Annotated in this window: 25 protein-coding genes and 1 pseudogene; 7 read left to right on the forward strand and 19 right to left on the reverse strand. The window is 68.8% G+C overall.

What is annotated here, in order from left to right:
• Window positions 1–55: 55 nt before the first annotated feature.
• From ACFY1H_RS04000 to ACFY1H_RS04020, 5 genes are read right to left on the reverse strand one after another with little or no spacing between them, the layout of a single operon-like run.
• Complete coding sequence (locus ACFY1H_RS04000) at window positions 56–586, reverse strand: cysteine hydrolase family protein (protein ID WP_386944427.1); 531 nt, start codon at window positions 584–586, stop codon at window positions 56–58.
• A complete protein-coding gene (locus ACFY1H_RS04005; RefSeq protein WP_366589814.1) occupies window positions 583–2046 on the reverse strand; it encodes a cytosine permease in 1464 nt (487 codons plus the stop codon). Before ACFY1H_RS04005 ends, ACFY1H_RS04000 begins: the two co-directional genes overlap by 4 nt.
• 23 nt (window positions 2047–2069) lie before the next feature.
• Complete coding sequence (locus ACFY1H_RS04010) at window positions 2070–2993, reverse strand: PfkB family carbohydrate kinase (RefSeq protein ID WP_386944430.1); 924 nt, start codon at window positions 2991–2993, stop codon at window positions 2070–2072.
• Window positions 2990–3979, reverse strand: coding sequence for an ADP-ribosylglycohydrolase family protein (locus ACFY1H_RS04015; protein ID WP_386944432.1), 990 nt, complete (start codon window positions 3977–3979; stop codon window positions 2990–2992). The genes ACFY1H_RS04010 and ACFY1H_RS04015 overlap by 4 nt, the downstream gene beginning before the upstream one ends.
• Window positions 3976–4668 (reverse strand): GntR family transcriptional regulator, encoded by a 693-nt coding sequence (locus tag ACFY1H_RS04020; protein WP_386944434.1) that lies wholly within the window; start codon window positions 4666–4668, stop codon window positions 3976–3978. The genes ACFY1H_RS04015 and ACFY1H_RS04020 overlap by 4 nt, the downstream gene beginning before the upstream one ends.
• Window positions 4669–4823: 155 nt before the next feature.
• Between ACFY1H_RS04020 and ACFY1H_RS04025 the strand changes: the two genes are divergently transcribed.
• On the forward strand, window positions 4824–5246 hold the full coding sequence (locus ACFY1H_RS04025) for an Hsp20/alpha crystallin family protein (RefSeq protein ID WP_364051779.1): 423 nt from the start codon (window positions 4824–4826) through the stop codon (window positions 5244–5246).
• Between the two features lie 246 nt (window positions 5247–5492).
• Window positions 5493–6137: a hypothetical protein gene (locus ACFY1H_RS04030; protein WP_386944436.1), complete on the forward strand. Its 645-nt coding sequence runs from the start codon at window positions 5493–5495 to the stop codon at window positions 6135–6137.
• 115 nt (window positions 6138–6252) lie between these two features.
• On the opposite strand, the gene ACFY1H_RS04035 is transcribed toward ACFY1H_RS04030, so the two are convergent.
• Complete coding sequence (locus ACFY1H_RS04035; protein WP_386944853.1) at window positions 6253–6378, reverse strand: hypothetical protein; 126 nt, start codon at window positions 6376–6378, stop codon at window positions 6253–6255.
• A gap of 34 nt (window positions 6379–6412) precedes the next feature.
• Window positions 6413–7015: a TetR family transcriptional regulator gene (locus ACFY1H_RS04040; RefSeq protein WP_386944438.1), complete on the reverse strand. Its 603-nt coding sequence runs from the start codon at window positions 7013–7015 to the stop codon at window positions 6413–6415.
• Between the two features lie 63 nt (window positions 7016–7078).
• Here ACFY1H_RS04040 and ACFY1H_RS04045 point away from each other — a divergent pair.
• Window positions 7079–7156: pseudogene (locus ACFY1H_RS04045) on the forward strand (hypothetical protein); the annotation flags it as partial.
• Between the two features lie 80 nt (window positions 7157–7236).
• Window positions 7237–8883, forward strand: a complete 1647-nt coding sequence (locus ACFY1H_RS04050; protein ID WP_386944440.1) for an FAD-dependent monooxygenase — start codon at window positions 7237–7239, stop codon at window positions 8881–8883.
• Window positions 8884–9011: 128 nt separating this feature from the next.
• On the opposite strand, the gene dusB is transcribed toward ACFY1H_RS04050, so the two are convergent.
• The 6 genes from dusB to ACFY1H_RS04080 form a co-directional block, all read right to left on the reverse strand.
• A complete protein-coding gene (gene dusB / locus ACFY1H_RS04055) occupies window positions 9012–10157 on the reverse strand; it encodes a tRNA dihydrouridine synthase DusB (protein WP_386944442.1) in 1146 nt (381 codons plus the stop codon).
• Between the two features lie 36 nt (window positions 10158–10193).
• Entirely contained in the window at window positions 10194–10802 is a 609-nt protein-coding gene (locus tag ACFY1H_RS04060) for a hypothetical protein (protein WP_386944444.1), read from the reverse strand.
• A 16-nt stretch (window positions 10803–10818) separates the two neighbouring features.
• Complete coding sequence (locus tag ACFY1H_RS04065; RefSeq protein WP_386944446.1) at window positions 10819–11571, reverse strand: hypothetical protein; 753 nt, start codon at window positions 11569–11571, stop codon at window positions 10819–10821.
• Window positions 11572–11574: 3 nt separating this feature from the next.
• Window positions 11575–11925 carry a hypothetical protein gene (locus ACFY1H_RS04070; RefSeq protein ID WP_386944447.1) on the reverse strand — a complete coding sequence of 117 codons (351 nt, stop codon included), beginning with the start codon at window positions 11923–11925 and terminating at the stop codon, window positions 11575–11577.
• A gap of 10 nt (window positions 11926–11935) precedes the next feature.
• Window positions 11936–12634, reverse strand: a complete 699-nt coding sequence (locus tag ACFY1H_RS04075; protein ID WP_386944449.1) for a hypothetical protein — start codon at window positions 12632–12634, stop codon at window positions 11936–11938.
• A gap of 175 nt (window positions 12635–12809) precedes the next feature.
• Complete coding sequence (locus ACFY1H_RS04080) at window positions 12810–13850, reverse strand: zinc-binding dehydrogenase (protein WP_386944451.1); 1041 nt, start codon at window positions 13848–13850, stop codon at window positions 12810–12812.
• Between the two features lie 316 nt (window positions 13851–14166).
• On the opposite strand from ACFY1H_RS04080, the gene ACFY1H_RS04085 reads away from it, so the two are divergent.
• The gene (locus ACFY1H_RS04085; protein WP_366589790.1) at window positions 14167–15516 is read left to right on the forward strand and encodes an MFS transporter; all 1350 of its coding nucleotides are present in this window, start codon (window positions 14167–14169) and stop codon (window positions 15514–15516) included.
• Window positions 15517–15573: 57 nt separating this feature from the next.
• On the opposite strand, the gene ACFY1H_RS04090 is transcribed toward ACFY1H_RS04085, so the two are convergent.
• Genes ACFY1H_RS04090 through ACFY1H_RS04105 form a run of 4 tightly spaced genes read right to left on the reverse strand, consistent with a single transcriptional unit; the run spans window position 15574 to window position 19213 of the window.
• Window positions 15574–16818, reverse strand: coding sequence for an LLM class flavin-dependent oxidoreductase (locus ACFY1H_RS04090; protein WP_386944453.1), 1245 nt, complete (start codon window positions 16816–16818; stop codon window positions 15574–15576).
• 31 nt (window positions 16819–16849) lie between these two features.
• The gene (locus ACFY1H_RS04095; protein WP_386944455.1) at window positions 16850–17611 is read right to left on the reverse strand and encodes an SDR family NAD(P)-dependent oxidoreductase; all 762 of its coding nucleotides are present in this window, start codon (window positions 17609–17611) and stop codon (window positions 16850–16852) included.
• A 12-nt stretch (window positions 17612–17623) separates the two neighbouring features.
• Complete coding sequence (locus ACFY1H_RS04100) at window positions 17624–18397, reverse strand: alpha/beta hydrolase (protein WP_366589782.1); 774 nt, start codon at window positions 18395–18397, stop codon at window positions 17624–17626.
• A gap of 18 nt (window positions 18398–18415) precedes the next feature.
• Window positions 18416–19213 (reverse strand): SDR family oxidoreductase, encoded by a 798-nt coding sequence (locus tag ACFY1H_RS04105; protein WP_366589779.1) that lies wholly within the window; start codon window positions 19211–19213, stop codon window positions 18416–18418.
• Between the two features lie 151 nt (window positions 19214–19364).
• On the opposite strand from ACFY1H_RS04105, the gene ACFY1H_RS04110 reads away from it, so the two are divergent.
• Entirely contained in the window at window positions 19365–19946 is a 582-nt protein-coding gene (locus tag ACFY1H_RS04110; protein WP_386944457.1) for an NADPH-dependent FMN reductase, read from the forward strand.
• The gene (locus ACFY1H_RS04115; RefSeq protein WP_386944458.1) at window positions 19946–21481 is read left to right on the forward strand and encodes an AMP-binding protein; all 1536 of its coding nucleotides are present in this window, start codon (window positions 19946–19948) and stop codon (window positions 21479–21481) included. The genes ACFY1H_RS04110 and ACFY1H_RS04115 overlap by 1 nt, the downstream gene beginning before the upstream one ends.
• Here the strand turns inward: ACFY1H_RS04115 and ACFY1H_RS04120 are convergent.
• Together ACFY1H_RS04120 and ACFY1H_RS04125 are read right to left on the reverse strand one after the other, a co-directional pair.
• Window positions 21378–23327, reverse strand: coding sequence for a helix-turn-helix domain-containing protein (locus ACFY1H_RS04120; RefSeq protein ID WP_386944460.1), 1950 nt, complete (start codon window positions 23325–23327; stop codon window positions 21378–21380). The two genes, ACFY1H_RS04115 and ACFY1H_RS04120, sit on opposite strands and share 104 nt — an antisense overlap.
• Window positions 23324–25363, reverse strand: a complete 2040-nt coding sequence (locus ACFY1H_RS04125; RefSeq protein ID WP_366589768.1) for a GAF domain-containing protein — start codon at window positions 25361–25363, stop codon at window positions 23324–23326. Before ACFY1H_RS04125 ends, ACFY1H_RS04120 begins: the two co-directional genes overlap by 4 nt.
• Between the last annotated feature and the right edge of the window lie 69 nt (window positions 25364–25432).

Consider the following 25432-nt stretch of genomic DNA (forward strand, 5'->3'; position numbering starts at 1 on the left):
GGTCGATCCCGATCTCCTGGGCCTCCGGCGTGGTTTCTCCGCCGGGGGCCCAGGTTCAGTTCGCCAGCACCTCGTCCGTCGTCCTGACCTCCACCAACGGGCCATAGAGCCGCAGGATCGCCAGCGTCTGCTCGTGGCTTTCGTCCGAGACCCCGGCGCACGCGTCGGACACCACGGTCACCGGGACGCCCGCGTCGCCGGCGGCCAGGGCGGTGGACAGGACGCAGCAGTCCGTGGAGACGCCGGCGAGCACCAGGCCGCCGTCGCCGACCAGCTGCGCCATCTCGGGCGTCCACTTGCCGAACGTGTAGGCGTCCACAGTGGACTTCACGGGGAACTCGTCGACCACCGCGTACGCCCGTGAATCCGGTTTTTGCAGCGCGAACGGCCACTGCTGGTAGTACTTCACCCAAGCCCCGGCCGGTTTCTCCGGAGCCAGGAACCGCGTGAACGCCACCCGCGGCCCGAATGCGTTCACCAGCCGCCGCACCTGGGGCAGGATCGACGCGAAGCCCGGCGTGAACCAGTCGCTCGCCGGGTCGGCGAAGATGTTCTGCAGGTCGATCACCCCGAGCAGCGGCTTCACGCGGCAGCCTCCTGCGCGCGCACGCGCGAGCGGCTGACCAGCAGCGTCACCACGAACCCGAGCGCCAGTGCCACCAGCACGCCGAGGTTGGCGAACGCCCACGAGCCCTCGCGGCCGCCGAGGCCGAACGGTGCCAGCAGATAACCCTGCCAGTGCAGCCAGCTCGCGGACGCGTTGGTGACCAGCCCCCAGCCGATGGCCGTCGCGACGACGATCAGGGCGATGGGGCCGAAGCGCACGTCGCCGTAGCGGCCGCGGCGGTCGTAGAGGTCGGCTTCGGCGTAGTCGCGGCGGCGCAGCAGCACGTCGGCGAGCATCACGCCGCACCACGCGGCCACGGGCACGCCGAGCGTCGTGAGGAAACCCTGGAACTGGCCGAGGAAAGTGCCGCCGAAGAAGACTATGTAGACGGTGCCGGCGATCATGATCACGCCGTCGATCAGCGCGGCGACGTAGCGCGGGATCCGCAGGCCGGCGGACAGCAGCGACAGGCCTGAGGAGTAGATGTCCAGCACCGCGCCGCCGACCAGGCCGAGCACGGCGACGATCGCGAACGGCACCAGGAACCACAGCGGCAGGATCGTGGTCAGCGCCCCGATCGGGTCGGCCGCGATGCTCGAGTTCAGCTCCGGCGACGAACCCGCCAGCAGCAGCCCGAACACCAGCAGCACGAGCGGCGCCACGGAAGCGCCGAACGTCGTCCAGCCGATCACGCCGCGTCCGGACGACGAGCGCGGCAGGTAGCGCGAGTAGTCGGCCGCCGCGTTGACCCAGCCGAGGCCGAAGCCCGTCATCAGGAACACGAGCGCGCCGATGAACTCCTGCGCCGAACCCGCGGGCACCGCGCTCACCGCCGACCAGTGCACGTGGCCGGCCACGAGGATCACGTAGACCACGGTGAGGACGCCGGTGATCCACGTGATGATCGTCTGGAGCCGCATGATCAGGTCGAAGCCCATCACGCCGCTGAGCACGGTGAGCCCCGCGACCACGATCAGCGCGATCACCTTGGTCGTCGTGCCGCCACCCCAGCCGAGCCGCTCGAACACGGTCGCGGTGGCCATCGTCGCGAGCGCGGTCAGCACCGTTTCCCAGCCGACGGTGAGGATCCACGAGATCGCCGACGGCAGGTGGTTGCCGCGCACGCCGAACGCCGCGCGGGAGAGCGTCATCGTCGGCGCGGAGCCGCGTTTGCCCGCCACCGCGATGAAGCCGCAGAGCAGGAACGAGAACACGATCCCGACGACACCGGCGACGGTCGCCTGCCAGAACGAGATCCCGAACCCGAGCGCGAACGAGCCGTAGCTGAGCCCGAGGATCGACACGTTGGCGCCGAACCACGGCCAGAACAGATCCCTTGGCCGGCCCCGGCGCTCGGCGTCGCCGATCACGTTGATGCCGTGCGTCTCGACCTTGAGCCGGCTGCCTGTTTCCGGTGCCCGTTGTTCGGTCCTGGCCATGGTGCCCGCCTATCTGAACCTGTTCATATTTGGTCGGTGCGACGGTAGAAGTCGCCCGTGTTGCCGTCAATATTTCGACAGAACTCGTTCAGTTCCGCACGCGTTGGCGCCGTGGCGGGCCCGTGTCGGGTTACGGACATCGCGGCGGCGGCGTTGGCGCGGCGGGCCGCGTTCGGCAGGTCGGCGCCGCGCAGGAGTTCGGCGGCCAGGACGCCGCAGTGGGTGTCGCCGGCGCCGTTGGTGTCGACCGCGGTGACCGGGAAGCCGTCGATCCGAATGCCCTCGCCGCCGTGGTGGATCGTGCAGCCGGCGGGGCCGTCGCGGACGATCACGGTGGTGGTCTCGGCGAGTTCGGCGACGTCGAGGGACTCGGCTTCGCGGGAGTTGCAGCTGATGATGTCTACTGTGGACAGCAAGGTCGCCAGTGCCGGTGCGTCCAGTTCGGACACCAGTGGGCCGGGATCGAAGAGCACCCGCGAACCCGGCAGATCCGGCAGCCAGTGCAGCAGGGCGTCGCGGTTGGCGGCGTGCAGGAGGCTGTAGCCGGTGACGTACACGAGGTCGTCCGGCGTGGCGGCGACTCGCGCGAGCTGGTCGGCGCGCAGCCGTCCCTCCGCGCCGGTGCCCGTGGCGAACGTCCGCTCACCCGACGGGTCCACGAGCGCCACGACGACGCCGGTGTCGCCGCTGGCCGTGGGTTCCTGCACGGTCGTGATACCCTCGGCCTCCAGCGCGGCGCGCACGAGGTCGCCGAAGCTGCCGGTGCCGTGCGTGCCGGCGTAGACGACCTCGGCGCCCGAGCGCGCGGCCGCGGCCATCACGTTGAACCCGCCGCCGGGCAGCAGGTTCGTGGACGTGGCCAGCACGTCGCCGCCCGGAGCCGGCAGCCCCGGCACGGTGAGGACCAGGTCGACGACGACCTGTCCGGTGTGGATCAAGCGGCTCACGGGATGGTCCTGCGCACGGCGACGAGGCCGTCGACGAGCGGACCGAGGTCGAGGCCGTTCACCCGGACCACGGTTTCGCCGAGCTCGGCCGGGATCTCCTCGCCGCAGGCGCCGAGCAGCGCCCCGCAGATCGCCGCGACAGTGTCGGTGTCGCCGCCCAGCCGCGCGGCCGTCGTCAGCGCGTCGGCCGGGTCGAGCACCTCGGCCAGCGCGAACGCGGCGACCACCGACTCCTTCGCGGACACGGAAGTGCCGATCACGTCGGCCACGGCGTCGTCCAGCTCGGTGCGCCGCAGGCCCCGCACCCAGTCGCGCGCCCAGTGGATGCGCGCGGCGACACTGCCGCCCGCGCTCCAGTGCGCTTGCGCCGCACCGAGCGCGGCCGCGCGTTCGGCCAGGTCGAAGGCGGCCATGCGGTCCGCGCCGTCGACGCCCGCCGACACCGCGGCGGCGACGGCGGTCGCGGCGGCGAGGCCGACTGAGGTGTTGTGGGTGACGCGCGCGGTCTCGGCCACGGCGTCGACGAGCGTGGCCAGGTCGTCGACCGGGGTCGCGATGCCGACCGGGGTCACGCGCATGGCGGCGCCGTTGGTCGTGCCGCCGCGCCCGGCCTCTTCCGGGGGGACGCCGCTTTCCAGCAGGGCCAACGCCTTCTTCGTCGACGGCCCGAGGAGGTCCGCCGAGCCGCGGCGGACCATGTCGGCTTCCCAGGCCAGCAAGGCGTCGGCGAACACGCGTGGCTCGACGTGGCCGCCGCCGTCCACGAGCAGGCGCGCGAGCAGGAGGGCCTGCTCGGTGTCGTCGGTGATCGTGCCCGCGGGCAGGCCGGGTGCGATGGGCTGGCCGGCGATCGCGTCGCGGAACCCGTCGACCGTCCCGTACGCGGCGCGGATTTCGGCGCGGCACATCGACTGGGTCGGCATGCCGAGCGCGTCACCCACGGCCAGCCCGGTCAACGCGGCGAGCGCGCGGTCGCGGGGGCTCATCGCCGGCCGAAGGTGAGGTGGAAGCTGAAGCGCGCGGGGTCGAGCAGGCTCACGACGTGCTCGACGAGCCGGGAATCCGCGTCGAGCGACGTGCGCGTGGCCTTGAGGAACAGCTCACCGGCGGGGCGGCCGAGCAGCGCGGCCGAAGCGGCGTCGAGCGGCTGGGCGGTGATCCACTGGTCGCCGCCCACGGGGTGCAGGCCGGCTTCGCGCAGGGTGGCCGTGATGGAGCCGTCGACCAGGCGCAGCTCGGCCAGCGGCCCGACGGGCGGCAGGGTGGCCTCTTCGAGCGAGACACCGCGGCCGGTGTCATCGCGGCGCAGCCGTTTCACGCGCACGAACTTCGGTGTGGTGAAGCGGCGGGTGAGCTCGGCGTCCTCGACCTCGGTGATGCCGAGCAGCTCGGTGGTCACGGGCGCGCCGGAGTCGGCGAGTGCGCGGGCCCAGCCGACGCCCTGGTCGAGCGTGACCCCGTCGAACGTCACGAACGACCCGACGCCGGCGTGTGTGGAAATGAGCGCCTGGTGTTGCAATTCGGACAGTGCGCTGCGCACCGTCCCGCGGCTGACCTGGTACTGCTCGGCGAGCTGGTGCTCACCGGGCAGCTGGTCACCGTGGGCGAGCCGGCCGGAGCGGATGAGCTCGGCGAGGTCGCCCACGAGCTGCTGTTTCTTTCCGCCCATGGACATGTTCATACCTGTACACCGGGTGGTGGCCGTCTGACAACTCCACACTGTGATGTGCGTCAAACGGGAACAACTAAGTTGAGTGTGTCGTTGTCAACTTTGTAAGGTCCGGTCAGCCGCCCAGGAGCTGATCGAGGCCACCTGAAGGAGGAACGCAGATGTTGATCCGGACCGACCCGTTCGCCCAGTTCGACCGCCTGACCCAGCAGTTCTTCGCCGGCCAGCCCACCAGCTCGCCGCGCACGATGCCGATGGACGCCTACCGCAACGGTGACGAGTACGTCGTGCAGTTCGACCTCCCGGGCGTGGCCCGCGAGTCGATCGACGTGAGCGTGGAGCGCAACGTACTGACCGTGAAGGCCGAGCGCGCCGCCGCCTTCGGCGAGGACGCCCGTGTGCAGGTCTCCGAGCGTTCGCGCGGCAAGGTTTCGCGCCGCCTCGTCCTCGGTGACACCCTCGACACCGACCGCGTCGCCGCGGAATACGTCGACGGTGTGCTGACCCTGCGCATCCCGGTTGCCGAGAAGGCCCAGCCGCGCAAGATCACCGTCGGTGGCGAGCCGCAGCAGCTCGAGAACTGAGTTCCAGGCTCATTTCCCGGCCCCGTCGCTCCTCTTCGGAGTGACGGGGCCGAACCATATCCGTCCACAGTGGATTTCGGGCGGGGATTCTTCCGGGCAAGTACGTTGCCCTGTCTCACCTTCACCGGGTGATGTGGCCGCCGTCACATCAAGATCGTGAACCGTTCACCGGACGGGACCCGTGTCTGCGGGTGTCCGGCACCGAGGTGCGGAGCCGGGAAACCCGACAAGGTTCTGGAGAATCCCATGCTGCGCAAGACTGTTCTGTCCCTGGCTGCTTTCGGTGCCGTCGCCGGCGCGGTGCTCGGCGGTGCCGGCATCGCCTCCGCTTCGCCCGCCTCCTCCGGCGCGAGCGGCATCCTCGACTCGGGCATCAACTTCTCGGAGCCGCAGGGCTCCCAGGGCATCGGCGGCGACGGCGGCGAGTGCATCACCGTCAACATCCCCGCCACCGGTTCGCTGCAGAGCTTCGGCGGCACGATGACCCTGTGGACCGGCGCCGACTGCAAGACCGGCGACGCCGCGGTCCTCACCGACAGCGTCTCGAACATCCCGGCCACCTTCGGCGCCGGCTTCGCCCACGTCCAGTCGATCTTCATCGGTGACAACGCCCCCGCGAAGCCGCCGGTCGCCGGCGCCAGCGCGATCATCGACTCGGGCAAGAACTTCTCCGAGCCCCAGGGCTCGCAGGGCATCAACGGCAACGTCGGCGACAAGGTCAACATCAACATCCCGGCGACCGGCTCGATCCAGTTCGTCTCCGGCACCTTGACGCTGTACACCGGCCCGAACCTGACGGGCAAGTCCCTGGTCGTCACCCACGACGTCGCGGACCTCGCCGCCCTCGGCTTCGGCCAGGTGCAGTCGGTGCTGATCGGTGCGGCTGCCTGATCCTGCCCGCTCGCGTGAAAGGCCACTCCGGCGTTCGGAGTGGCCTTTCGCGTTTGTCCACAGCTCCCTGTGGACAACCTGGGGACAGCTTGTGGAGAACGGATGAAATCGCAGGTCAGAGCTTGATCCCGCCGGCGATGATGCGGTGGGCGGCCATGAGCGGCTTGAGCTGCGGGCCGTCCGGCCACCAGCGCACGAGCTGGGTGATGCCCGGCTCCACCATCTCCAGCCCGTCGAACAGCTTCTCGACCTGTCAGTAGTCACGCCGGGGCAACTCACGGGGCCGTGGGGCGGGTCGCGTTCAGCCCGGCGAGCACGACGCCGAGCGCGTAGCGGAAGTCGTCGGCCGGAGTGGCGCCGGCGGCTTGGCGAGCGCGCAAGCCTTGTGCCATCAAGGGAAACGGGATCTCTACGGTTTCATCGGGCCTGGTCTGGTCTTCGACCGCACGGCCGAGGACGAAGTGGACGAACACCCCCGCCGCGCGCGTCGCGTCGGCGAGCGGGAACCCCGCCCGGTGCAGGACCTCGACGGCGCGCTCCGCGAATTCACCCAGCGACCGGGCCACGCTCAGGTCGGCGCCGATCGCGATGCTCGGCCCGTCGCGGTGGCCCAGGAGCGCGGTGTGCAGCGCGTTGCCCGCTTTTTCCAGCCACTCGAGCCAGGGCGTGGTCTTGTCCGGCAACTGGTTCAGCACCGGCTCGACGATCGCCCCGGTCATGTGGTCGAGCAGCGCGCGTTTGCTGCTGAAGTGCCAGTACAGGGCGGGCGCCTTGACGCCGAGCTCGTCTGCGAGCCGCCGGACGGTGAGCTTGTCGAGCCCGTCTTGCTCCAGCAATCGCAGCGCGGTGCGCACCGCGGCCGGCACGTCGATCGGCATGCTTCTTGACTCCTTAACTAGTTCAGGAGCAGAGTAGCACTTAACAAGTTAAGGAGGCTTCTCATGGATGCGGACGTCATCGTCGTCGGAGCCGGCCCGGTCGGCCTCCTCCTCGCCGCCGAAGTCCAGCTGGGCAGCGGCCGCGCTTTGGTGCTGGAACGACTCACCGAACCCTCGCGTGATCGCAAGGCCCGCGGCATCGGCCCCTGGCCACCGAAGCCTTGTGGCGCCGCGGCCTCGGCCCCCACCTGTCCGCCGCGGATCCCGCCGGTGCCCGCGACTTCACCCGTGACCACGGCACCGAACTCGGTCACTTCGCGAACATCCACAAACTCACCCCAGACCCCGGCCGCCCCGGCACCCGCATCTGGCAGCCGGACCTGGAACGGCTCCTCACCACCCACGCCGAGACGCTCGGTGTCCGGATCCTCCGCGGCCACGACGTCGTCGCCCTGGAACCCGGCGCCGACAGCGTCACGGCCATCACCCACACGTCCACCGCCGAACACCGCCTGCGCGCCCCCTACCTGATCGGGTGCGACGGCGCACACAGCCGCGTTCGAAAACTCACACCGTTCGCCTTCCCCGGCACCGCACCCCTGCTCCGCACCATCGCCGGCGCGGTCTCCTTCGCCGGCCCCGCCCCCGCCCCCGGCCGCTACCCCACGGGCACCTTCCTCCACGGCGGCTCGCTCGCCGGCGTCACGGAACTCGCCGACGCCGCGCCGCCTGCTCCAGCCGCCACGCCCGGCGCCGTCGCCCCGATCGACAACGCTCAGCCGGTCACCTCGGTCGGCGCCACCGCACCTGTCGTCTCGGTTGGCGATGGCCGCCTGCCCACTCCAGTCGACAACGCTCAGCCGGTCACCTCGGTGGGCGTCAGCGCGCCAGTCGTCGCGGCTGGCGAAGGCCGCCGGTCCACTCCGGTCACCGGCGGTGGCACGGTCGTCTCAGCCGCTTCGCCCGGAGGAGATCCCTTTGGTGCTCCGGCTGTCTCGGCCGAAGTCGCTACCTCCACGCCGGAGAGGCCGACCGACCATGCCGCTCCGATCGCCTCACTCGGCTTGACCGGCGAAGGTCACCCGGCCACCGCCGTCGCGACGAACGGCAGCCGTGGTCCGGTCACCGCGGCCGAGCTGGCCGCCGCCATCCGTCGCGTCACCGGCGCCGACGTCGCCATCGAAGGCCTCCGCGAACCCCGCGACTTCACCGACCAGGCGCGCCAAGCCGACACCTACCGGCACGGCCGAATCCTGCTCGCGGGCGACGCCGCCCACGTTCACTCGCCCAGCGGCGGCCAGGGGTTGAACCTCGGCCTGCTCGACGCGATGAACCTGGGCTGGAAACTCGCCGCCGTAGTCCGCGGCGCCGCGCCCGAGTCGCTGCTCGACACCTACACCCGCGAACGCCACCCCGCCGCGGCAGCCGTGCTGCACAACACCCGTGCGCAGTCGGCGCTCCTGGCTCCCGGGCGCCATGTCGACGCGCTGCGCGACATCGTCAGCGACCTCATGGAAATCCCTGCGGTGAACCGGTATTTCAGCGCTCTACTGTCCGGTGTGGACTATCGCCACGAGCTGCCCTACCCTGCCGCCGAACCCGTCGGCCTGCACTCGTCCGATCTCGACCTCACCGACGACCACGGGGTGCGCTCCAAACTGCACGAACACCTGCACTCCGGCCGTGGCCTGCTCCTGCTCACACCCGAGACGCAGGCTTTCGCGAATTATGCGACAAACCGTGTTGAAATCCTCCCCGTGACCAACACCGGCGCACTCCTCCTCCGTCCCGACGGCATCATCGCCTGGGCAGAAGGGGACAACCAATCGTTGCAACTCACACTCGACACGTGGTTTCCCGCGCAATAATCAGGTCAGCGAAGCGCGAAAGTGCTCACTGGCTGCGAATTATGCGACAGTCCCTGTTCGAATTCCGTCGGCAACCAACACCGGCGCACAAAGCCAAAGCCCGCATTCCCAAAGCCCCATGCCCGGGCTCAGCCGCCCGAATGCATGTCCTCGGCCTCGGGCACACAGTCGTCGTCCGGGTCGTCCAGCCACCCGTGCGGCAGCGTCACCTTGCCCGGCGAACCCTGCCGGCCCCGCGGACCGTCGGCGTTCTCCGGGAACGGCGCGTCGAAGTCGAGGCGGGCGATGAGGTCGTCGAGCTCGTCGAGGCTCGACACCATCGCGAACCCGCGCCGCAGCTCGGACCCCACGGGGAAGCCCATGAAGTACCACGCCATGTGCTTGCGCAGGTCACGCATCGCCTTGGTCGGCCCGTCGTGCGCCACCAGCAGCTCCGCGTGCCGGCGCAACACCCGCGCGACCTCGCCCAGGTTGGGCCCGGCCGGAATCTCGCGCCCCGCGAACGCCGCCTCCAGCTCCCCGAACAGCCACGGCCGCCCGAGGCACCCGCGCCCGACGACCACGCCGTCGCAGCCGGTCTCGTCGACCATGCGCAGCGCGTCGGCGGCGGAGAAGATGTCGCCGTTGCCCAGCACAGGAATGCTGGTCACGGCCTGCTTCAGCTCGGCGATCTTCGACCAGTCGGCCTGGCCGGAGTAGCGCTGCGCGGCCGTGCGCGCGTGCAGGCTGACCGCCGCCGCGCCCTCGGCCTCGGCGATGCGCCCGGCGTCGAGGAACGTGCGGTGGTCGTCGTCTATGCCCACGCGGAACTTGACCGTGAACGGCACCCCCGCCTCGGCGGCGGCCGCGGCCGACTCGCGCACGATGTCCGCGAACAGCTTCCGCTTGAACGGCAGCGCCGCCCCGCCGCCCTTGCGCGTCACCTTCGCGACGGGACACCCGAAGTTCGAGTCGATGTGGTCCGCGAGCCCCTCACCGGTGATGATCTTCACGGCCTCGCGCATCGTCTTCGGATCCACGCCGTAAAGCTGCATCGACCTGGGCTTCTCGTGCTCGCCGAAGGTCATCATGTGCATCGTCCCGGGGTGCCGCTCCACGACGGCCCGCGCGGTGATCATCTCGCACACGTAGATGCCCGCCCCGTACTCCGCACACAGCTGCCGGAACGCGACATTCGTGATCCCCGCCATCGGCGCCAACACGACCGGCGGATCGACCTGATAGGGGCCGATCCGCAGGGCGGGCTTGCTCAAGGTGGCGGTCACGTCCTCCATTGTCGCTTGTGGCGTCGATCACGTCGACCAGGGGCCTCACCGAGGCTGGATCGAGCCGTACAACGCCTGCGCGATGGTCGCCGCCCGGATCTTGCAAGTCTCCGTATCGCCTCGATCGGCATTCCGGTTGTCGATGCCGACCTTGAACGTCGCGTTGCTGTCCAGGACGGCCAGCGTGCACGCCTGGCCACTGGGCAGCAGGCCCCACGCCGCCTTCTCGCCCAAGTGAAGCGCCGGATCCACCACATACGCCCCGGACGATGTGTCGACGTCGAACCCCGCATGCTGCCGTTGCACGGTGTTGACCTCAAGATCGAGGCGCACCGACGTCGCTGCGTCGGCGAAGGTGCACAGCCATCCCTTGCTTCCCTGGAGTGCCGTCTCGGACGTCTTCGGAGGCAGGTTCCCGACTCGCGCCGCGACCTCGTCGCACCTGGGCAGCGGCGCGGTTCCGTACTTGCTGTCCGCTTCGTCGTAGCTGCCGCCACTGCTGGACAACGTGACCGCTCCCAGCGCAACCCCAGCCACGACGACCAATCCGCCGACCACGATCGCGATTATCCAGCCGGCGCCGAGCCCTCTCTTGGGCGGCCGGGGAACCGGGACGCCGTGCTGCGGAAAGCTCTGGGGAAACGACGCGTTCACAGCTGTGTCTGTGTAGTCACAGGTTTACCGCCTGAGGCCACTGCGCACCAGGGAGTCGGGAGTCATTCATCAACCCCTTCGCGTCTCGAATGCTACCGACGGTCTCCATGATCTGGTTGGCGATATCGGCGAGTCTGTTGATCGCGTTGGTAACGAGCCCACCGATCGCGCCGGCCAGATCTTTGACGGTGAAGGGGAGTTCGACGACAGTCGCGGCTTCAAGGCCAGCTGCCACGAGAGCGCCGAGGAAGTCTGCGACCATTTTTACCAGGCCGGTCATGAACTGGACGTTGAGTTTTGCGATGCTTATCAGCCAACTGCTGATTGCGTCAGCCTTTCCGCCTTGGCCGCCGATGGCCTCGACGGCGTCCCTTTGCGTCTTGGCTCGCTTCCAGTACTCCGCCGCTCCACCACCTTCCCAGTACGCGAGGTTTGGGTCAGCGGGGGTTTCAACAGAAACCGCCAGGGCGGAGACGTCCTTCTGAATGTGGTCCTGCCAGTTGAAGCTCTGGATGATCAAAGACACGACTGGCACGTGGTGCTCCACGGCATACTGCACCAGCTTCACAACCTTGTCCAGGCCGTCCCGAATCTTCTGGAGCGCGTCGGATATCCAGATCATGGCCGGGCCGAGTAGGTATCTCCAGTCATTGATGTGGTGCACGGCCGCATTGTACTTGTCGATGATTTCGTCGACCTTGCCCTCGACTTTACCGAAAAGCTCATCGAGTATTCCAGTCAGTTCGTCGGGCCCGGTGGGATTGCCCATTCCTTATCCCTGTGCCCTTCCGTAGATCTGGTTAAGATCGATTTCAGTGATAGCCTCGGCCTGGTCGTACAGCTGTGCGGTCCTCTGCAATGCATCATCGATCTGATCGAACTCGACGGCAGCCCCAGCGACAGCGTCTTCCACGTAAGAACGCAAAGATTCATAGATGTCGCCAAGAATTTTCGCGTTGAACGCTCCGGCCAGTAGTGTTATCGGGTCGCCGACGAAAAACGCTGTCTCGCCAAGTGTTGCGTTCTTCACGACGGGACTGACCTTGTTCATAGTATCGGCGAACCCGCGCCATTTCGTTCCTTCAGCTCGCACAGCCGAGGTGATCACTTTGTAGCCAGCCATCTTCTCCCCCTCAAGCGTCGTAACGGAACTCGAATGGTTCTTCGTCGTCTTCCTGGCCTGCATCCCGTGCGCGGCGTCTAGTCGGTGAGTTTGTCAGGGTGCCCGGCGCGGTCAGGCCGGTGGCAGAGAACACGTCGAGGAAGTCCTTCCGCAATCGGTCCAAGCCGGCCTTTGCCAGGATGTCGACCGACCCCGTCAACCCGGCGGGGCTGCCGCCCTGCAGCCGTAGTACGAAGAACCCCAGAGGGCTTCTCACGTCGGTCTCAGCAGAAGGCGCCCGTCTCTCTTCGAGGCGCCGGATGCTTTCCAGTTGCGTGTCGATATCGCTGATCCGGGCCCGCATGGCGATGATCCACTCCTCGTAGGGTTTCGCGCCTATTTCGTCGGGCTGGGTGTCTGCGACGGGGTGATTCGAACGTGAATCTCCGTCATTTGCGAGCTGAACCACCATTGCGCGCTGGATCGCCTTGACGTACGTGTCGAACAGGACGCTAGTGAACTGAGCTGGCGGTATGCGGGTCGCCCAGCTGTGTCGGATGTCGACATCACTCAGACGGCGATCGGAATCGACAACGACTCGGATGGTGCCGCTCGCGTCGCACGCCTCGTACTTGGCCGAGATTTCTACTCTCTCGCCGCCGGGTCGTAGAAGCTCGTTGAGCCGCTCATTTATCGCTTCAGTGCGCGGAATCTGCAGCTCCGCGAGCACGATGTCACCACGATTGCCCCCAACGGTCCTCCCCTTGCGGCATGGCTGGTCACACCGTTGGGTGATGATACAGGTCGCACGAGCAATTCGCGATTTCATGATCGAGCAGCGCAGGGTGTACGAGCAGATCACGTGCAGGACCCCAGTACGATGCACATAGTCGACGCGGGGTAGATCAGGGCGAAACCACCACCTTGATCGACGCCCCCGTGTCCCGCTGCGCCTCGAACGCCGCCGTGATGTCGGCGAGGGCGAAGCGGTGCGAGATGAGCGGCCGGACGTCCACCCGCCGTGACACGAGCAGGTCGAACGCCTCCTGGCAGTCGCGGGGGGTGTAGGCGAAGCTGCCGAGCAGGCGGAGCTCCTTCTGGACCAGGTCGTCGACCGGGACGCTCAACGGGTGGGCCGCGAGCGCGATCGCGGCGATCGGCGCGGCGGCGCGGGCCAGCGAGAACGCCAGCGGCAGCACGGGAGCGGCACCGGAACATTCGAACACCGACCCGATCGCACCCGAACGAGGTTGGTAGGGCGACGAAGTCGTGCCGCGCGAAGCGAACAGTGAGGCGCCCACGTCGTCGGACGAGGGGTTCAACGCCTCATGCGCCCCGGCGGCCAGGGCGGCCTCGAGGCGGCGGTGTGAAGTATCCACCACGATCACATCACGGGCGCCCGCCGCGAGGAGGACTTGCACCACGCACTGTCCGATTGTTCCCAGGCCGAACACCACGATCGGCTCGTCCAACGGCGGCGCGGCGTGGTGCACGGCCCGCACGGCCACCGACAGCGGTTCGAGAAAACAGGCTTCCTCCAAGGGAAAGTCGCTGGGCAACACGAACAAGTGCTGCCCGGGAACGGCGTTGCGCACCAGCACCTCGTCCCCGAACCCGCCGGAGTGGCCGGACCCACCGGAACACAGGTTCTGCCGCCCTTCCGAACACCGCGGACAAGAACCGCACGGCGCCGCCGGGTTCACCGCGACCCGGTCGCCGACCCGCAAGCCGGCCACCTCGGATCCCACTGCTGTCACCGTTCCCGCGTACTCGTGCCCGAGCGGCACGCCGGGCGCGATCCACACGCCCTCGGTGTAGGAGTGCACATCGGAACCGCAGATCCCGCACGCCCCGACGGACAAGACCACATCGGACGGTCCGCACACCGGTGCGTCGACCTCGTCCAGGGAAAGGGTTTCGATCGCCTGCCAAGTGACTACGCGCACAACAGCCTCCTAAATGGAACACCAAGTCCTTTGTGGCCGGGAAGAAAACCCCGGCACCCCAACAAACCCCGAAACGCCGACCAACGGTAACCACGCATTGCGCCGCACGGGTGAATCCCGAAAGATCAAGAAACCTCTTGCTGCACAAGAGCTTTGTCCTGAATCGAGAAGCTCCGAAGTGGCGCTTGACACACTCTGAAGCCGGGCGCAAGCTGTCTCGAACCGACTAGTCGGTCGGGAGCACTTCGGCTGAGGCACCTGTTCCGCCTCCCTATCCACCACCTGCATCCGCACCCCTGTGTCCGGAGGGTCTTTCATGTCGTTCCCCGCACCGGTAATCCGCCCCAAGCTCTTCATGGGCAAACGCGGGCTGATGCTCGCGAGCATCCTGATCGTCAACTTCGTGGTCTGGCTGGACAGCGCGAAGTTCAGCCTGCTCAACCCGTTCTGGTCCACCGACCTGCACCTTTCGCCGAGTCAGATCTCGAGCGTCACGGCGAGCTACCTGCTGGGGTACTTCCCCCTGCTGCTGCTCGCCGGCATCCTCGCCGACCGCATCGGCGCCAAGCTGATGCTCATCATCTGCATCTCCGGCGTCACGGTGCTCTCGGCGACGATGGCGTTCGTCCACACCTACAACGAGATGTGGTGGCGGAACCTGATCTTCGGCGTCTTCTTCGGATTCTCCTGGGCTCCTTCACAACGGCTCCTTTCCGTGTGGTTCCCGGGCGCGCTCGGCGCCAGGGCGACGTCGACGTGGATGAGCTCGACCCTCATCGCCGGTGTGCTCGCGCCGGCGATCGCACTGCCGCTGGCGAACCACCTGTCCTGGCGGGACGCGTTCATCGTCGTGGCGGCGCTGGGTGTGCCGGCGCTGGTGATGCTGGTTCTGTTCACCGCCAACAAACCCGAGAAGCTGCGCGGGATCACGCCGGAAGAGGTCGCGCGCATCCACGCCGAACACCGCGGGGTCGAGGTCCGCGAGAAGCTGAGCTTCCGCGAACTGCTGCGAGCGCTCAAGAACCGCAGCATCCTCACGATGATCATCGCGACCGCACTGGCGACGACCCCGACGTGGCTTTCGGGTCCGTGGCTGCCCTACGGCCTCATCACGCTCGACAAGGTCAATCCCGACACGGTGGCCTGGGTCAGCCCGCTCATCGCGGCGATCCCGGTCCTCTTCGGACTCGTCAACGGCACGCTGGTCACCCGCTTCTTCGGTGGCCGCACGCGGCCGTGGCTGGTGGCCGGGCCGGCCTGCGGTGCCGTCGGGTTCCTGATGGGTGTGCTGCTGCATGATTCGACGTGGGTCCTGTGGGGATTCTTCATCGGGGCCTTCGCCTTCCTCTGCGATCCGATGTTCTGGGGCACGGTCAACAGCTACTGGGCCGGCATCGCCCGGCCGGAGGTCACCGGCACGCTCAACGGCGCGTCGGCGGCCATGCAGGTCGCGGTCGGCTGGATCATCACCGACCAGAGCGGGAAGTGGATCGACACGTCGGTGTCGGGCCGCGGCCAGCTCGACACCATCTGGATCGTCGGTGCGATCCTGTTCGCCGTGGCCATCATCCCGGTCCTTCTGTCCAAAGAGGTACGGGTGCACCAGGCCGTGGCGGGCGACCTCGAACCGACGCTGCCGGCCCGGACCACCGATCCGGTGTCCTGACGCACAGGAGCTGAAGAAGGGGCTTCCCCGCACCGCGCGGGGAAGCCCCTTCGTCGTTCAGCCCGCGGTGACCGCGGAGGGGAAGCGTTCCGCGATCCGCTGCTGGCTCACCTTGGGCGTCCAGCGGTCCTCGAGCCCGGCCCAGATGTCGCGCAGCTTCGGGATCACCTGCGTCCCGAACAGCTGGTTGTTCATCGCCGCGACCTCTTCGGGCAGGTTGCCGACGTGCATGCACGTGATGAGCTGGCCGATCCGCAGGTCCGTCACGAGGTCACGCACGCGCTGCTCGACCCGCTCCGGCGTGCCGGCGATGATGTAGCCGAGCTTGTCGTACTCCCAGAAGGACAGTTCGCCGTTCTGAGCCTTCATGCGTTCCTCATTGGACATCGTGCGCGCCCGCGTGAGATTGGCCCGGATCGACGGCAGCGAGTTGTAGCCCGGTGGCGTCGCGAACTCCAGCGCCGTCGGGTTCTGGCGGTAGAAGTACTTCACAGCGTCGCCGTAGAGGCGCTCGGCCTCGGCGTCGCTGTCGGCGCAGCAGATGATCTGGGTGAACGCCATGCGGTTCGGGTTAGTGTCGGCACCCTGCTGCTCGGTGTAGTCCCAGAAACCCTTCACGATCGGCTCGGCGCTCTGCTTGCCGCTGAACGAAAGGTAGCCGTAGCAGTAGTTGAAGGCGTTGACCACGTCCCAGGTCTCCACACTGCCACTGCCCGGGATCCACACGGGAATCTCGTCCTGCACCGGCCGCGGCCACGTGTTGACGTAACGCAGCTTGGTGTACTTCCCGTTGAACGCGAACGGTTCCTCGGCCTTCCACGCGCGCGTGATGAGGTCACGGGCCTCGTGGAAGCGATCGCGCAGCTCGATCGGGGGCACGCCGTAGGAGAAGGCCGTGTCCATCGGGGTGCCGAACACCATGCCGGCGATGATGCGGCCGCCGGAGATCGTGTCGAGCATCGCGATCTCCTCGGCCACGCGGACCGGCGGGTTGTACAGCGCGAGCGAGTTGCCGCACAGGGCGATCGCGGAGTTCTGCGTGGTCCCGGCGAGGATGGCGGCGATCAGGTTGGGCGACGGCGTCATCGCGAGTGATGTTTGGTGGTGTTCGTTCAACAACAGGGAGTCCCAGCCGAGGCCGTCGGCTTGCTGCATGAGGCGCAGGTAGGTGTGGTAATCCTCGTGCACCTGCGACGGGTCGGCCACCGACGCCGGCGGCGTGACCCACGAGCTGTGCACGGTGCTGCCGTAGTCGTCGGGGAGCTTGGTGTAGTACTGCTGTGCGAACCAGTGGAACTTCACGTGCGTACCTGCCTTTCGAAGGAGTAGGGGTTCAGCCCGCTGCCATGGAGCCGCCGTCGACGCGGTAGGTCTCGCCGTTGACGAACGCCGACTCGTCGGAAGCCAGGTACAGCACCATGTTCGCGATGTCGGACGGCAGCCCGGCGCGCGGTGACGCGGTGCCGGCCAGCGACTGCTCCGGGAGGTCGGGCACCGCGTCGAGCAGCTGCTGCGTCTGGATCACGCCCGGGGCGATCGCGTTGCAGCGGATGCCCTGGCGTCCGTGCTGCGCCGCGATGTACCGCGTCAACCCGACAACGGCGGCCTTCGTGGTGCCGTACGCCGTGAGCCCGGTGCTCCCGCGCAGTCCGCCGATCGAGGCCATGTTCACAATCGAACCGCCGTGGCCGGCCTCGACCATGTGCGGAAGTGCGAATTTGCACACCAGGAAGATGCTCCGCACGTTCGTGGCGAACGCCCGGTCCCACAGCGCGATGTCGGTGTCGATCACCGTGGTGTCACCGAACCACGCGTCGGGCCCGACCAGCGCGGCGTTGTTGTGGATCACGTCCACGCGCCCGTGGCGTTCGATCACCGCGGCGACCATGTCCTCAATGGACTGCTGATCGGTGGCGTCGAAGCGCACGGCGCTCGCCGTGTCCCCGATCTTCTCGGCCACCAGCTTGGCGCCGTCCTCGTTGATGTCCGCGACCACCACGGACGCGCCTTCACGCGCGAGCGTGTACGCGGTCTCGCGGCCGATGCCCGCCGCGCCTCCGGTGACCAGTGCGACCTTGCCGTCTACCCTGCCCATTTCGACGTCCTCTCAGGAATCCAGGAAAGCGGTGACCACGGACACGAACTCGTCTTCCTGCTCGACCATCGGGTAGTGCCCGGCCTCGTCGATCACGGTGACCTTGGCGTCGGGCACGAGCCGTGCGAACTCCTCGGCGTACGCGGTGGTCACGAGGCCGTCGGACGCGCCGTTGACCACCAGCGTCGGCGCGGAGATCAGCGGCAGCCGGCGCCGGAGGCCGCGTTCGGCGATGGGCCACATGAACTTGGTGGCCGAGCCGAGGTTGCGGGCGGAGAACAGGATTCCTGCGTGGGGGTCTTCGGGGTCGGGCACGAAGTTCGTCGGCTCCTGCTCGGGCGGGCCGGCGTGCCACTTGGCGGCCTTCACGTCGGCGGCCGCGCCGAACGGGTCGAGTGAAGGCTGGTCGTCGAGCCAGATTCCGAACGGATCCACCAACACCAGCCGTCGTACGAGTTGGGGAGCGATCACGGCGAGTTCGGCCGCGAACATCCCGCCGAGCGAGTGCCCGACGACGTCCACCTGCTCCAGACCCCAAGAACTGACCAGTGCGCGGTGGAACAGGGCGACGTCGAGCACGTCGGTGAAATGCTCGAACCCGGTCGACTTGCCGTAGCCCGGCAGTTCGGGCGCGAGCACCCGCCGGGATTCGGCAAGGCGCTTCAGGAAGCCGGCGGCGCCGGGGTGGCGCTCGTACCCGTGCAGGTACAACAGGGGCGATCCGCTGCCGTCCTCCCAGAGGTCGACCTCGAACCGCCCGATGCCTGCGATGTCCAGCGTTGTCATGCGGGAACCTCCATTCCGCTAGTCGGTGAACTGGCCGCCCGCCGGGTGCAGCATCTGGCCGGTGACGAACGACGATTCGGCGGACGCGAGCCACAGCACCGCGTTCGCCTGCTCTTCAGGGGTGCCGAGGCGGTTCATCGGCGTGATGCTCATCGCCGAGGAGTAGGCCGCCTCGTTGTCCTCGATGCCGGCGATCATCGGCGTCGCCGTGTAGCCGGGGCCCACGGCGTTCACGCGCACGCCGGTGGTGGCGAGCTCGAGGCCGAGGACCTTGGTGAGCATCCAGACGCCGGCCTTCGACGTGCAGTAGGGCGCCGCGCCGGCCAAAGGGATCTTCGCGGCGCTCGAGGCGATGTTGATGATCGAACCCCCGTCACCCTGTTCGAGCATCTGCCGGGCGAGCGCGCGGTCGGTCATCATCACGCCCAGCACGTTGACGTCCAGCACCCGCCGGAACGCCTCCGTCGCCAGGTTCACCACGTGTGTCGCGTCGCCGTTCTGCGCGCGGGTCTCGACGTTGCTCATCCCCGCCGCGGTCGCGATGCCGGCGGCCGCCACGCCGACGTCGACCCGGCCGAACTCGGCCACCGCCGCGGCGACGAGGGCGTCGCAGTCGGCTTCGCTGGTGGTGTCTGTTCGTTTGTACACAGCCTTTTGGCCGATTTCTTCCACCAGCCGTAAGGTTTCGCTCGCATCTTGCACGTCGCCGATCACCACGTGTGCGCCCTCGCGCGCGAAGCGCACCGCGGTGGCCCGGCCGATGCCGCTCGCGCCGCCCGTGACGACGGCGATCTTGTTCTCCAGTGCCATGACCATGGGCTCGACTGTGACCTGCGGCACGAGGGTGCGACAACGGAAGTTCGTGCGCGCTGCGGGCCCGCGGCATGTGCGGATTCCCATTGCCGCCGTGCCCGGGCGCCGCTGACGATGAAGTGGCCAAGTCAGCGCGAGTGACGGGTGGTGGGTCGTGGAACGAGCTGGACAGCTGCACATCGTGGGCCTCGGGGGGACCGTGCGCCCCGGATCGTCGAGTGAGCAGTCGCTGCGGATCGCGTTGCGGCACGCGGAGGAGCTGGGCGCGATCACGCACGCGTTCGCCGGGGCGTCGTTGGCCCAGCTGCCGATGTACGCGCCGGGCGGCGACGGCGGCGCGGTGGCGCGTGAGCTGGTCGAGCACCTGCGGCGCGCCGACGGCGTGATCATCGCGTCACCCGGCTACCACGGGTCGATGTCGGGGCTGGTCAAGAACGCTCTGGACTACGTGGAGGACATGCGTGAGGATCCGTTGTCCTACCTCGCCGACCGGGCCGTCGGGCTCGTCGTGGCGGCGCACGGATGGCAGGCGGGGGTGACGACGCTGGGCGCGTTGCGGGCGGTGGTCCACGCGTTGCGCGGCTGGGTCACGCCCTACGGCGCGGTGGTGAACTCACTGGAGACGCAGTTCGCCGACGGTGTGTGTGACCAGCCACGGGTGGTACAGCAGCTGCACCTGGTGGCCGACGAGGTGGTGCGGTTCGCGGGTCTTGTCGCCGGGGCGCGGGTCGCCTGATGGAGCTATCGTTCGAACCCCTGACGCCACTGTCCTATCTGGACCGCGCGGCGGCGGCGCACGGCTCCCGGGTCGCGGTGGTCGACGGTGCTTCTCGGTGGACGTACGCGGAGCTGCACGACCGGTGCCGTCGGCTGGCGGGGGTGCTGGCGCCGTTGGCCGGCGGGCGTCCGGTGGCGGTGCTGGCGCCGAACACGCACGTGTTGCTGGAGGCCAACTTCGGTGTGCCCTGGGCGGGAGTGCCGCTGGTGGCGGTGAACACGCGGCTGTCGGCGCGCGAGGTCGCGTACATCCTGGAGCACTCCGAGGCGTCGGTGCTCGTGCACGATCCGGTGTTCGACCCGCTGGTGGACGAGGTGCTCTCGAGCGTCGGCGGGGTGCGGCGGATCCGGGCCGGGGAGGAGTACGAGGCGCTGCTCGCGACCGCTGCTCCGCTGGCGTTGACACCCGACGACGAGCGGGCCGTGCTGTCGATCAACTACACGTCCGGCACCACCGGCCGGCCGAAGGGCGTGTTGTATCACCACCGCGGCGCGTACCTGCAGGCGTTGGCGATGGTAGGTCACGTGGGATTGTCACCATCTTCTGTGCATTTGTGGACACTCCCGATGTTCCACTGCAACGGCTGGTGTTTCCCGTGGGCCGTCACCGCAGCGGCGGCGACGCACGTGTGCCTGCCGAAGGTCGAGCCCGACGAGGTGTGGCGGCTGATCCGCGAGGAGGGAGTCACCCACCTCAACGGTGCGCCCACGGTGTTGTCGATGTTGGCTTACGCACAAGAAGCTGTGCGAGTCACACCAACGGTGCGTGTGGCGACCGGCGGTGCACCACCGTCTCCGGCGATCCTGCGGCGCATGGGTGAGCTGGGGTTCGACGTGACGCACCTGTACGGGCTCACGGAAACCTTCGGCCCGGCCATGATCTGCGACTGGCGTCCGGAGTGGAACGATCTCGACACGACGGCTCAGGCGCGGATGAAGGCGCGCCAGGGCGTGGGGAACATGATCGCGTGTGTCGTGCGGGTGATCGGGACCGACGGGGTGGACGTGCCCGCCGACGGCGTGACGGTCGGCGAGATCGCGTTGCGGGGCAACAACGTGATGCTCGGCTACCTCAAAGACCCCGAGGCGACGCGCGCGGCGGCACCGGACGGCTGGTTCCGCACCGGTGATCTGGGCGTTCTCCATCCCGACGGATACGTGGAACTACGCGACCGCAGCAAGGACGTGATCATCTCCGGCGGTGAGAACATCGCGTCCGTCGAGGTGGAGCAGGCGATCGCGGACCACCCGGCCGTGCTGGAGGTCGCGGTGGTCGCCGCGCCGCACGAGCACTGGGGTGAGGTGCCGGCGGCGTACGTGACGCTCCACGCCGGCGCGTCGGCGACGGAGGAGGAGATCGTCGCCCACGTGCGGTCGCGGCTGGCGCGGTTCAAGGCGCCGAAGTCGGTGGAGTTCGGTGAGCTGCCGAAGACGTCGACGGGGAAGGTGCAGAAGTTCGTGCTGCGGGAGCGGGCGCGGCGGGGTCCGGCATGAGCCGGTAGAGCTGCAGGGCGACCTGCAGGTCGAGGGTGTTTTCCGGATCGCGCCAGCCGGCACCGTCGAGCACGTGGTCGATGCGGTCGAGGCGCTGGTAGAGCGTGTTGACGTGGATGCCGAGCGCGCGGGCCGCGGCGGGCGGGCTCTGGCCGCGGTCGAAGTAGCACTCGACGGTGGCGAGCAGGGACGAGCGGTGTTCGGCGTCGTAGTCGAGCAGCGGTCCCAGGGCGCGGCGGACGACGCGGCGCAGTTGGTCGGGGCCGACGTTGTCGAGCACGACGCCGACCACGCCGAGTTCGTCGAGGCCCGCGCCGCTGCCTTCCCGGCCGAGGGCCAGGAGGAGACGGTGGCAGCGCAGGGCCTGGTGGTGGGTGGTGCGCAACGCCGGGAGGTCGTGAGCTGGGCCGGCGGCTCCGGCGGTGACGGGGGTGCTCGAGTCGAGCTCGGTCGCGACGGCCCGGGCGATGGCGCCGGCGTCACACCCGGGGAGGATCAGGACGAGGTGACCGTCCACTTCGCTCGCGAGGCCGCCGCGCCGGGTGGCGACGCATTCGGCGGCGGATGTGAGTTCTTGCGCATCGCCTGAGACCACCACGATCACGTGCGGTTCGTTTTCCACCAGAACCGTGAATCTTTTCGCACGCCGTGTGATGGAGTCCCAGTCGGGTTCGCGGTCGCCGAGGAGGTCTTCCACCAGCTCGTGGCGCAGGTCTTGTTCGACTGTTGCCGTTTGGCGTTCGAGAAGTACCAGGAGTGTTGCGGTTTGTGCCGCGCGTTCGAGGGTGCCGAGTTCGGTTTCGGTCAGGGGCTGGGTGCGCCCGAAGTACAGCCGCCCGTGTGTTTCGCCGCCGGCGCGCAGCGGGACGACGGTGCCGGCGCGGAACACGGCCTCGACCGGGATCCCGCCGGGCGCGGTGGCGGCGACGCGGTCGGTGCCGGTCTCGAGGGCGACGGTGCCGTCGAGCAGCCGTGCCATCGTGTCGGCGACTTCGCCGAGGCCGGCGCCCGCGAGCGCGAGCGGCACCAGGAGCTCGTGGGCGGCGCCGGCGAGTTCGAGCGCGTGGCGTTGTTCGGACATCTGCGCGTGGGTTTCGCGCAGCTCCTCCGTCGTGCTGCCGAGCTGGCCGAACAGGCGCGCGTTGTCGATCACCACGGACGCGTGGTGCGCAAGCGAGGTCAACAAAGCGATGTCGTGTTGATCGAATGTTCGCTCGTGGCGATCGGCTGCGAACAAGGCGCCGATCACGCGTTGCCCGAGTTTCATCGGCACACCGGCGATGCTCACCACGCCGTCTTCTCCGACGGCGCTCGCGACGTGCGTTTCGCGGTGGATGCGGGGGTCGGTGAGGTAGTTGGTGGTGGCGAACGGACGTCCAGTGGCGATCACCCGGCCGCCGACGCCCGAGCCGGGCCGTTGGCGCACTGAGCGGATCGGCGCGGTGACCGTGCCGGAGGTGACGCGCATGTAGGCGTCGCCGGTATCGTCGTCGATGAGGGCGATGTAGGTGGAGTCGGTGGCCAGGAGCCGGCGGACGCGGTCGACGATGGCACTGAGCACCTCGTCGACGTCTCGCAGCGAGGTCAGGTCGCGCGCGGTTTCGTACAGGGCTTGGGTTTCGCGTTCGCGTTGTGCGCGGCGGGCGAGGATGCCGCGGACGGTCCGGGCATCCGCAATCGCTTGCCGCAGCAGGTTCTTCCGGCCGCCTTCGGGAAGCGCCCGGACGTGGGCCTCGACCGCCTCGAAATCAGTGGCCGGCGCCTCTTCGGCGAGCAGGAAGGTGAGGTGGGCGAGGGCTTCGGCAGGGTTGTCCACTGTGGACCTGGTGAGCGCTTCCGCTGTCATGACACCACCACCGGGATCTGGTCGATTACGCGCCGGAGCTGCAGGGCGATGCGTAGCGTGAGGGCACCCGCGGGCTCACGCCAACGGCGGTGCCCGAGCACCTGGTCGACGCGGTCGAGGCGCTGGTAGACGGTGTTGGCGTGCACCTGCAGCCGGCGCGCGGCGGCGCGGGGGTTCTCGCCGGCGGCGAAGTAGCCGTCGAGGGTTTCGGCCAGCAGAGAGCCGTGTTCGTCGTCGTAGCTCAGGATCGCGCCGGCGTTGTCCTCGACGAGGCGGCGGACGTGTTCGCGGGAGGCGCCGTCGAGCACCAGGCCGAGCACACCGAGGTCGGCCAGGCTGGCGGCCGTGCCCGCTCGCCCGAGCGCGACGAGCAACCGGTGGCAGCGCTCGGCTTCCCGGTGCAGGCTCCGCACGGCGGGCGCGGTCGCGGCGGGTCCCGCCACGCCCGCGGTGACCGTGCCGCCGGTCGCGCGCTCGAGGTGCCTCCGCGCGGCTCTCACGGCGGCCGTCGCGTCGGCGCGGGGGAGCACCAGCACGACGTGCCCACCGTGCTCGGTCGCCACACCCCCGTGCGCCCGGACGTAGTCGGCTGCGGCCCTCAGCAGCCGCCGCCTGGTGGTGCCGCCGGCCGAAACCACGAGCACCGTCTGCCGCACGGCGAAATCGATCGCACCCGACACCTTCGCGCGCCGCCGCAACGCCGCCCAATCCGGCTCGCGTTCGGCAAGCAACTCGTCCACCACCTGCCCGCGCACCTGCTGTTCGGCCGCGGACATCTGACGTTCGACGAGCAACAACAACGCCGCCGTCTGCGCCGACCGCTCGAGGATCCGCTTGTCGGTGTCCAACGGCTCCGCGCGCCCCGAGAACACCAGATGCCCGAACGTTTCACCCCCAGCCCGCACGGGCACCGTCCACGCGCGCCGCCCCAAATCCCGCACCCGGCCAGGTCCGGGTTCGTTGGTCGGCCCGGATTCACCGATGCTCCTGCCCTGCTCGCTTCCGGACTCCGTCGGCAGCGCGGCCCGATCGGCGGGGCCGTCCACCAGGTCCGTCCCGGCAACCTCCGCGGCGACCGGCGGCAGGTCCGGCAGCCGATCCAGCAGCTCCGCCGGGCCGGCCTTGGCCAGCGGCGTCCCGTCGGGTTCGGCGGCGAGGACCGCGCCGTCGAGGGTCTCGGCGACGGCGGCCACCAGTTCGGCCAGGTCGGCGCGGCGCAGGACCATCGCCATCAGCTGTTCGTGGGCGGTCGCTGCCTGTTCGAGGGCTTTGTTGTGGCGGGCGAGCTGGTCGTTGGCGACCGTCAGCTCCTCGGCGGTGGCCTTGGTGGCTGCGAAGAGGCGTGCGTTTTCCAACACGATCGCCGCGTGATCCGCGAGCGAGCCCAGCAGGTCGATCTCGGATTGTGCGAATGTTCGCTCGTCGCGGTTGGCTCCGAACAGCACGCCGATCACTTCCGAACCCACGCGCATCGGGACGCCGAGGATGCTCACGATCCCGTCCTCCGCCACGGCCGACGCGACGGAGTGCTTGCGGCGAATCCGGTTGTCGCGCAGGTAGTTGGCGGTGGCGAACGGGCGGCCTTCCTGCGCGACCCAGCCGCCGACGCCGTACCCGGGCGGCTGCCGCAGCGATTCGATGGGCCGCGTGATCGTGCCGAGCGTGACGCGCATGTACGCGTCGCCCGTCTCCGGATCGACGAGCGCCATGTATGCGGCGTCGGTGCCGAGCAGCCGGCGCGCGCGGGCGACGATCGCGTCGAGCGCGGCGTCGACCTCGCGCACCGAGGCGAGATCACTGGCCGTGTCCAGCAGCGCCTGCATCTCGCGCTCGCGGCGCTTGCGGTCGGCGAGCAGTCCGCGGATGCGCGCGGCCCTGGTCAGCGTGAGGGCGACGAGCTCCCCATCGCCCTCGCCCGCCAGGTCCTCGCCGAGCCGGTCGAACTCGCCCGTCGCGCCGGTTTCGTCGGCGAGCAGGTGCAGCAGCCTGGCCAGGTCCTGTTCCGTGGTGGTCACACCGCCGTTGGTGTTGTCCATCTCGTCTCCTCGGTGCCTGTTGACATCTTGACCACAGATGTCCGGCCCCGTCGACCAAAAGCCGCTGGA

The organism is Amycolatopsis sp. NPDC001319, assembly GCF_042896185.1.
In the GTDB taxonomy this organism is placed as follows: Bacteria; Actinomycetota; Actinomycetes; order Mycobacteriales; family Pseudonocardiaceae; genus Amycolatopsis.